General features: G+C 65.3%; 1 pseudogene. It reads left to right on the forward strand.

Going from position 1 to position 1,512, the window contains the following annotated elements:
* Positions 1 to 110: 110 nt before the first annotated feature.
* Positions 111 to 1,506: pseudogene (locus tag HH308_RS29235) on the forward strand (IS1380 family transposase).
* The last annotated feature ends 6 nt before the right edge of the window (positions 1,507 to 1,512 follow it).

Here is a 1,512-nt window from a genome sequence, read left to right on the forward strand (position 1 = left end):
CCTCGGGCTTTCATGCTGATTTCGCGTCGTGAGTGAAGAATGGTGCCCTGACCTGGGATGATTGAACTTGCGAAGGTATCAATCAGACCAGATCGAGGAGCACCATTCAGGTGAGTAAGTCTACGTCGCCGTACCCGTTGTTGTCTGCTGAGGGTTCCGGAACCGGCGTGGTGTCGCACGCCGGCACCGCGGTGTTACTCCGGGCCGCGGAGAAGACGGGTCTGACCAGGCGATTGTCGGAAGCGTTGGCGCCGTGGCGCAAACCCCTGGCGACCCATGATCCGGGCAAGATCATGCTGGATCTGGCCGTGGCGGTCGCGATCGGCGGGGACTGTTTGGCCGATATCAACCAGTTGCGCGCCGACCCGGCAGTGTTCGGTCACGTCGCCTCAGATCCCACGGTGTCACGACTGATCTCGGCGTTGGCCGACGATGCGCCGGCGGCACTGTCGGCGATTAACGCTGCCCGTGCTGCGGCGCGGGACACCTGCTGGTCGGCCGCCGGCACGGCGGCTCCCGATCATGACGCCGAGGTCGATGATCCGGTGATCGTCGACCTCGACGCCACCCTGGTGACCGCGCATTCGCCAGAAACAGGATGCGGCACCAACCTACAAGCACGGGTTCGGTTTTCACCCGTTGTGCGCGTTCGTCGATCACGGCAGCGAGGGCACCGGCGAACCCCTGGCCACCCTATTGCGGCCCGGCAATGCGGGCGCGAACACCGCTGCCGATCACATCACGGTCACCGCCGACGCGTTGGCGCAATTACCGCAGGTGCACGGCTATCGGGTCGGGAAATCGGTGCTGATACGTACCGACTCGGCCGGCGGCACCCACGAGTTCCTCGACTACCTCACCCGCCGCCGGTTGGCCTATTCGGTCGGCTTCGGGCTGACCGAGGCTACCGCGGCCGCTATCGACCGGATCAGCCCCGAAACCTGGACCCCGGCGTATGACGCCGACGGCGTGCACCGCGATGGGGCGTGGGTGGCCGAGTTGACCGGGCTGATCGACCTGACCAACTGGCCGAAAGGGATGCGGGTCATCGTGCGTAAGGAGAGGCCGCATCCCGGTGCCCAGTTGCGGTTCACCGACCGAGATGGGTTGCGGCTGACCGCGTTTGCCACCAACACCGTGCGCGGCCAGTACGCCGCACTGGAGCTACGTCACCGGCGTCGGGCCCGCTGCGAGGACCGTATCCGCACGGCGAAAGACTGTGGCCTGACGAATCTTCCGCTGCATGGTTTCGATCAGAACCGCATCTGGTGCGCGGTCGTGATGCTCGCGTGTGAGTTGATCGCCTGGACCCAGATGCTCGCCTTCACCCACCACGCCGCCCGCCGGTGGGAACCCAAACGACTACGCCACCGCCTGTTCACGATCGCCGCCAAGATCAGCCGCCACGCGCGTCGAACCCGCTTGAAGCTGGCTGCACACGCGCCGCACGTCGACCTACTGCTCGACGGGATAGCAAGGCTCGCAACACTTCCCACCAAGACCTGACACTAG

The sequence above is a fragment of the Gordonia asplenii genome (genome assembly GCF_012933505.1).
Lineage (GTDB): Bacteria > Actinomycetota > Actinomycetes > Mycobacteriales > Mycobacteriaceae > Gordonia > Gordonia asplenii.